Source organism: Bartonella sp. B1099, from assembly GCF_944801835.1.
Classification (GTDB): Bacteria; Pseudomonadota; Alphaproteobacteria; order Rhizobiales; family Rhizobiaceae; genus Bartonella.
Window position 1 is genome coordinate 157,173 of the sequence record NZ_CALYLN010000004.1, and the last position, 6,753, is coordinate 163,925.

General features: G+C 37.0%; 5 protein-coding genes, 1 tRNA gene and 1 pseudogene. 2 read left to right on the forward strand and 5 right to left on the reverse strand.

Annotation, left to right across the window (positions count from 1 at the left end; genetic code table 11):
- Positions 1 to 53: 53 nt before the first annotated feature.
- A complete protein-coding gene (rpoH, locus tag NNJ73_RS09965) occupies positions 54 to 938 on the forward strand; it encodes an RNA polymerase sigma factor RpoH (RefSeq protein ID WP_254493966.1) in 885 nt (294 codons plus the stop codon).
- A 187-nt stretch (positions 939 to 1,125) separates the two neighbouring features.
- On the opposite strand, the gene NNJ73_RS09970 is transcribed toward rpoH, so the two are convergent.
- From NNJ73_RS09970 to NNJ73_RS09980, 3 genes are all read right to left on the reverse strand, one after another.
- Entirely contained in the window at positions 1,126 to 2,553 is a 1,428-nt protein-coding gene (locus NNJ73_RS09970; RefSeq protein WP_254493967.1) for a hypothetical protein, read from the reverse strand.
- 237 nt (positions 2,554 to 2,790) lie between these two features.
- Positions 2,791 to 4,080: an adenylosuccinate synthase gene (locus NNJ73_RS09975; RefSeq protein ID WP_254493968.1), complete on the reverse strand. Its 1,290-nt coding sequence runs from the start codon at positions 4,078 to 4,080 to the stop codon at positions 2,791 to 2,793.
- Between the two features lie 382 nt (positions 4,081 to 4,462).
- The gene (locus NNJ73_RS09980) at positions 4,463 to 5,626 is read right to left on the reverse strand and encodes a phosphoserine transaminase (protein ID WP_254493969.1); all 1,164 of its coding nucleotides are present in this window, start codon (positions 5,624 to 5,626) and stop codon (positions 4,463 to 4,465) included.
- Between the two features lie 401 nt (positions 5,627 to 6,027).
- Here NNJ73_RS09980 and NNJ73_RS09985 point away from each other — a divergent pair.
- Positions 6,028 to 6,103 (forward strand) — tRNA-Phe (locus tag NNJ73_RS09985).
- A gap of 87 nt (positions 6,104 to 6,190) precedes the next feature.
- Here the strand turns inward: NNJ73_RS09985 and NNJ73_RS09990 are convergent.
- Positions 6,191 to 6,392: pseudogene (locus NNJ73_RS09990) on the reverse strand (helix-turn-helix transcriptional regulator).
- 68 nt (positions 6,393 to 6,460) lie between these two features.
- The coding region (locus tag NNJ73_RS09995) for a YqaJ viral recombinase family protein (protein ID WP_371923294.1) at positions 6,461 to 6,753 on the reverse strand (293 nt) is incomplete at its 5' end.

A 6,753-nucleotide genomic window follows, 5' to 3' on the forward strand; every position in this document is an offset into this window, starting at 1 on the left:
CTTAAACATAGAATTTGCCTTATTAGGGAATTCAGATAAAAGGAGGGTGCTATATGGCCCATATGAATTTGTTATCAGTAATCACAGGTGATGGCGGATTAAACCGTTACTTAGAGGAAGTGCGTCGTTTTCCAATGCTTGAACCAAAAGAAGAGTATATGCTCGCTCAGCGTTATCGTGAGCATAATGACCTAAAGGCTGCACATAGGCTGGTTACCAGTCATTTGCGTCTCGTCGCTAAAATCGCGATGGGATATCGCGGTTATGGACTCCCCATTGGGGAAGTCATTTCAGAAGGCAATATTGGACTCATGCAAGCTGTTAAGCGTTTTGAACCAGAACGTGGTTTTCGTCTTGCGACTTATGCAATATGGTGGATTAAAGCATCAATTCAAGAATATGTGTTACGGTCTTGGAGTTTGGTGAAAATAGGGACAACAGCCAATCAAAAGCGCTTGTTTTTCAATCTTCGTAAGTTAAAAAATAAACTTCAAGCATTTGATAACGGCGATCTTGATACAGAACAAGTAAAAGAAATTGCGACTCAGTTGAATGTCACAGAAGATGAAGTTGTATCAATGAATCGCCGACTTGGTGGTGACACTTCGCTCAACGCCCCCCTTCGTACAAAAGAAGGAGAAAACAGCGAATTGCAAGATTGGTTGGTGGATGAATCGAACAACCAAGAACAAATTTTAATTGAAAAAAGTGAATTAGAAAATCGTCGTTCCATGCTTGTCAATGCCATAGACAATCTCAATGACCGCGAAAAACGTATATTCAAAGCACGTCGTTTAAACGATATACCCTTAACGCTAGAAGAACTCTCTGGTGAATTTAACATTAGTCGAGAACGCGTAAGACAAATTGAAATGCGTGCATTTGAAAAAGTACAAAATTCTATTAGAGATTCTACTTTATCTCAAAGTCAAGTATAAGACTCTAAAAATTAGGTGTAGAGCCAATGGCTTGCACATTCTTGAATTGGAAATGAAAAAAGCATCTATTGGCTTTGTACTTAAGTGAGCCTTTCAAATTTTTTGAGTTATCGATGTGTGCGCTTTATTGAATCCGTTTAGGTATAATGGATAAAAATGTATGGTGAGAAGTAGCCTTTTATCTTATTTACATCTGTGTTTTATTCTTTTGGCCAAGAACTGTTAGTTTATCTTGTTGTGCAAGCCATTTTCCAATAACTTCATTAAAAATGGACTCACCTGTTGGGCCTTTTGCAAAGGTTAATTCATTTATGCGTCCATTTTTATCCGTTAACACCAAACGCATCCAATGCAATTCTCGCATCAATTGTAAATTTCGCTCGAGAAATGGATGATTCCTACTCAATGCAACAAGAAAAAAATCATCGTTAATCTTTGCAGAAATAGTTCTTGTTAAAGCTTGCCCAATGGATTGTTCACTTGCTTTAAAGGTTAATGCTTGAACATTGCTTATAGCTTTGCCTGAAAATTTATCAGAAAGAATAAAAATAAGGTCCATCATATATGCAGCAGGAAATGACCGATCGGTATTACGACGTAAAATTAATCGTAATGATAGCCCTTCATCAGGAATTGTTATATCACCTTGTATAGCCATTTCTTCTGGAGCCCCCTTTACACGAGATTCCCTCATAAGCGTCCAGCGAGCACTTCCCGTTGCTACCTTTTCTGCATCATAATTTGTCCGTGCTTGATAAAAAACAGCTTCACCTGATTTTTCAAGCGATTGCAAATTGCTGGTAACAACTGTTGAGATTCCTTCTTCATTGGAAGAATCTGCCGCTTGTTTTAAACCAACATCAACTTCACTCCCATCTTCTAATAAGCGTTGTGTTAACTTTCTCTTAACCGAAAGTTTCTTTGGTAACCCATGAGAAGCTTCAAAATTTTCTTCTAACAGCTGATGATCATTTAATACAAATACACGTCCTCCAATAAAAAAAACACCAACCGTTAAAACAATAAAACTCACAACAGAAACAGCACTTATCACAATACGCCTTTGCACCAATGATTTATTAGCACGGCGTAAAGCTTGAGAAAAAATATGCGAAACAATATGCGGATTATCTTCTTGTGAAGGAGAAACCTTTAACGCATAGCGATTAACATGCTCAGACGATACATAAGCTTCCATATTAACAGGCTCTGCCTCTGGCATATCCGATACACAAGAATCATCAAAGACCTTGTTATCCTTTGAACATGTAACAAAATTCTGCTTGTTTTTTATATTTATTCCTGAAAATTCATTATTCTTTTGTAATATGGTCTCTTTTATATATTTTTTATCTTCATTTATATTTGTGGGATTCCACCCAATAACTGAAGAAAGCAACTTCTTTTCAACTGCTAAATATTCTTCTTCAACAGTTTCAATAGCACTTTGGAGAATCTTTCTTTGTTCATCTGCTATTGCTTGCGGTATTTTTGCTGTTAAAAATTGATGTTTTAATGTTTCGATAGCCCGTTTATAAATCCGCTTACGCACTTGTGGTGTAACATTATTTTGTGCATTAATTGCCTTTTTTAAGATTCCAACGAAATCTACCATTTCCTCTATAATCTCTCTTAAACTGAGAAAAGAAACCCCAGCCCTAAAGCCAAAAAAATTTTTAGCTTCACAAATTAATTGTCATTTATATTGGTGCAACTATCGTAATAGTTTAAAATGAATATGAAAAATAAACAATGTTATTTTACACCTTTCTCTCACACGCTCTTAAAAACGCTCTTTGTTAAAAGACATAGAAATGAACAAAGAATCTATATGAAAACCTAAAAACAATCATCAATTTGCAAAGGGATCTGTAATAAGAATAGTATCTTCACGTTCTGGACTCGTGGATAATAAAGCTACTTTTGTATTAATCAGTTCTTCGATATAGCGTATATATTTAACAGCCTGCACTGGTAAATCTTCCCACCTCAATGCATGAGCTGTTTTTTCCTTCCAACCTTCTAATGTTTCATAAATAGGTCTTACACGAGCTTGAGCTCCCATGGAAGAAGGTAAATAATCAATTTTTCTACCATCAAGCTCATAACCAATACAAATTTTTATTTCATCCAAACCATCCAGAACATCAAGTTTTGTCAACGCTACACCTTGAACACCACAAATAGTAACCATCTGACGAACTAAAACTGCATCAAACCAACCACATCGACGCTTTCTACCCGTTACAACACCAAATTCATGCCCACGTGTCCCAAGAAATTCACCAATATCATTTATCTGCTCTGTCGGAAACGGCCCTTCTCCAACACGTGTAGTATAAGCTTTTGCAATACCCAAAACATAATGAATGACTCTAGGTCCCATCCCAGACCCTGTACATGCCTGCCCAGCAACTGTATTCGATGAGGTTACATAAGGATAAGTGCCAAAATCATTATCGAGTAAAGCCCCTTGCGCGCCTTCAAAAAGAATGTGTTTTCCCTCCCGATAACCTTCATCTAAAAGATGCCACGTACAATCCATAAAGGGAAGAATTTTATCTGCAACTTGTATCAATTCATCATAAAGCGCTTGAGAATCAATCTCTGCAACACCCATCCCACGACGCAAAGCATTATGATGCCTCAAAAGCCGCTCAATCTTAGCCATAAGCGTATCTTTTTCTGCCAAATCCATCACTCGGATGGCACGGCGTCCCACCTTATCTTCATAAGCCGGCCCAATACCACGCTTTGTTGTTCCAATCTTTAAACCTGATAAACCGCTTTCTCGAATTGCATCAAGATCACGATGTAAAGAAAGAATTAAGGGAGCATTTTCAGCAATCCGTAAAATTTCTGGTGTAATTTTTACCCCCTGATCACATAGTTTTTTTAATTCTGCAACAAAATGATGAGGATCAACAACGACACCATTACCAATGATTGATAACTTCCCACGAACTAAACCAGACGGTAAAAGTGATAATTTATAACTCACTCCATCAATAACCAATGTGTGGCCAGCATTATGCCCCCCCTGATATCTCACCACAATATCTGCGCGCTCAGACAACCAATCTACAATTTTACCTTTGCCTTCATCACCCCATTGTGTACCCACAACAACTACATTGGCCATAACTTTCTCCGTCGTGTTTGGTCAAAAAAACCAGCATCCAAAAACAAATACTTCCTTATAACGAAACCTTAGAGCAAGTGCGACTCCTCATTTCAGATTTTTCTCAATCTTCAAGAAATTAAATTTTTACATTTATGATAATAAAGATAAGCAAATACCAAAATATTCTAAATCTGTCATTTTCGCTACAAAAAGTAAAAAATTAGAAATTTCAATTTATGCTTTCCCCTCTGACAAAGCATTCATTTTCCCTCTTAATCTTTTACAATTCATGTATATTACTCAGGAGTCGTTTGTCTGATATAAGAATACGAAAGATCATCATAATCTCTCGTATCCTTTTTCTGTTTAAAAACGCGTTGTGAAAAACACCCGTCATTATTTAAAGATGTGCCTTTTCAACTTGGAACGCCCATTCAAGCCATTGTGTTAAAATTTCAAGGTCGGAAGCCTCAATTGTTATACCCGACCAAATTCGCAGCCCAAGAGGAGCATCACGATACGAACCGATATCATAAGCAACACCTTCCTCAGCAAGACGATTTACAACCGCTTTTATAAAAGATATTCTCTTTTCAGTTTCTAAAGCAGTGATCACTGGATCCACAATATCTAAACAAATAGATGTGTTAGAACGCACTTCAGGATCTTTTGCCAGATATTCTAACCATGGTGTTTTACGAACAAAAGCATCAAGTACAGAAAAATTTTTCTCAACCCTTGCTCTTAATGCCGCTGCACCTCCTAGAGATTTTGCCCACTTCAACCCATCAAGAAAATCCTCAACACAAAGCATCGAAGGCGTATTGATTATTTTTCCTTTAAAAATATCTTCGTTCAGTTTTCCATTTTTTGTCATACAGAAAAGTTGAGGCATAGGCCAAGCTGGAACATGATTCTCAAGCCTCTCAACCGCACGAGGACTTAAAATCACCATACCATGTGCTGCTTCACCTCCCAAAACTTTTTGCCACGAAAAAGTAACAACATCTAATTTTGAAAAATCAAGATGTTGTGCAAAAGCTGCAGATGTTGCATCACAAATGGTCAATCCTGCTCGCTTATCCGGAATGAAATCCGCATTCGGAATACGTACACCAGAAGTTGTCCCATTCCATGTAAAAACAACATCACGATCAAAATCAAGTTGTGTTAAGTCTGGTATTTCACCATATGGGGCTTCAAAACGACGCACATCAGAAAGCTTTAATTGCTCAACAACATCTTTATTCCACCCAAATCCAAAACTTTCCCACGCCGCCATATCAATGCCACGCTCACCTAATAAAGACCATAGAGATGCTTCAACAGCACCAGTATCTGAACCTGGCATAATTCCTATACGGTGATCAAAAGGAACCTCAAGAATCTCACGGGTTAAATTAATAACTTCAGCAAGTTTTAATTCTGCTTCTCTTGATCTATGCGAACGCCCAACTAATGCATTTTTAAGAACATCAAAAGTCCAACCAGGTCGTTTGCTACAAGGACCTGAAGAAAAATTAGCATTATTGGGACGGCTGCTTGGTTTTTGTAACATTATCATTATTTCTCCCCTTTTAGATGTTTTGCTTCCTTTATAAAGAAAAACAAATTGTTATAAAGACTCATCAAACGTCTTTTTAGAAAAAAGTCAAAAATGTTTTCTATTATTTCGTAGGCTTAAAATTCACGGAAACTTTGTAAAAAAATCTTTCTTAATCATTCCTCTCAATTGATTCTTTTAATTTTTTTCGTATTATCACCACGATAAGATAGCATTCTGATAACAATACACTAATGTATCACAACATACCTATCAAGTTTATTTTATGATAAAGATTCATTGATAACTCTCTAGAATAGGGAGATAAACTTATTAAAAAATCAATTATTTTTCTTTTGATGACTGGACAGAGGAAATTTTAATGTTATAACCGCACACGCTCTATATTTTTTATGAAGTATGCCCAGATAGCTCAGTAGGTAGAGCAGCGGACTGAAAATCCGCGTGTCCGTGGTTCGAATCCGCGTCTGGGCACCACCTTTTCTGTTCAACATATTGAAATATATGCTTTTTCCATTTGATTCTCTGTTTTTAGTCCACCTATTGCAGTTTATACAGTTTTACCTAATTTGTTGTTATTTGCTCCATATTTTTCTTTGGAGTGAATGCTAGAATCTCTTTTTTTCCATCTTACGGCTCTCCCTAGCTTATATGGCTCTGGAAATACTCCTTGAAGCACCCAATTGCGAATCGTTGTTGTCGATACACTAAAAAGCTCTGCACATTCACGGGTTGTTACATATCTATCACCATCATCAAATATCATCTCATGACCTTTTTTTTATGTTACATAAATGGGTGGGAGTGCTGGGAGGAGAGAGCACCCCCATAACATCAAGCGGCTTTTGTCAAAATCTTTTGCATTTCTTGCTCTATTTCTGCTAAAAAATTTTCGACCGCTTGATTGATTTGTTCGATTTGTTCTTCATCACGATTGATGCGTTTGATCTTCATTCTCAAACCAGTGGATTTACCTACAAAGTTTGGATTATAGCTAACGAAATCACACCATTGACGTCCCGTACAAGCCATTTGGAATTGCATTTGCGCGTGATATTCAGGCTTGATATTACTATCTATAAAGAAGCGTAGATGGTTTGGTGGTTGCGGGCATTTAACCTCTACTA

Excerpts from the sequence above, each read along its gene's own strand:
- rpoH (WP_254493966.1), top strand. The coding sequence starts at position 54 with ATGGCCCATATGAATTTGTTATCAGTAATCACAGGTGATGGCGGATTA.
- NNJ73_RS09970 (WP_254493967.1), bottom strand. The coding sequence starts at position 2,553 with ATGGTAGATTTCGTTGGAATCTTAAAAAAGGCAATTAATGCACAAAAT.
- NNJ73_RS09975 (WP_254493968.1), bottom strand. The coding sequence starts at position 4,080 with ATGGCCAATGTAGTTGTTGTGGGTACACAATGGGGTGATGAAGGCAAA.
- NNJ73_RS09980 (WP_254493969.1), bottom strand. The coding sequence starts at position 5,626 with ATGATAATGTTACAAAAACCAAGCAGCCGTCCCAATAATGCTAATTTT.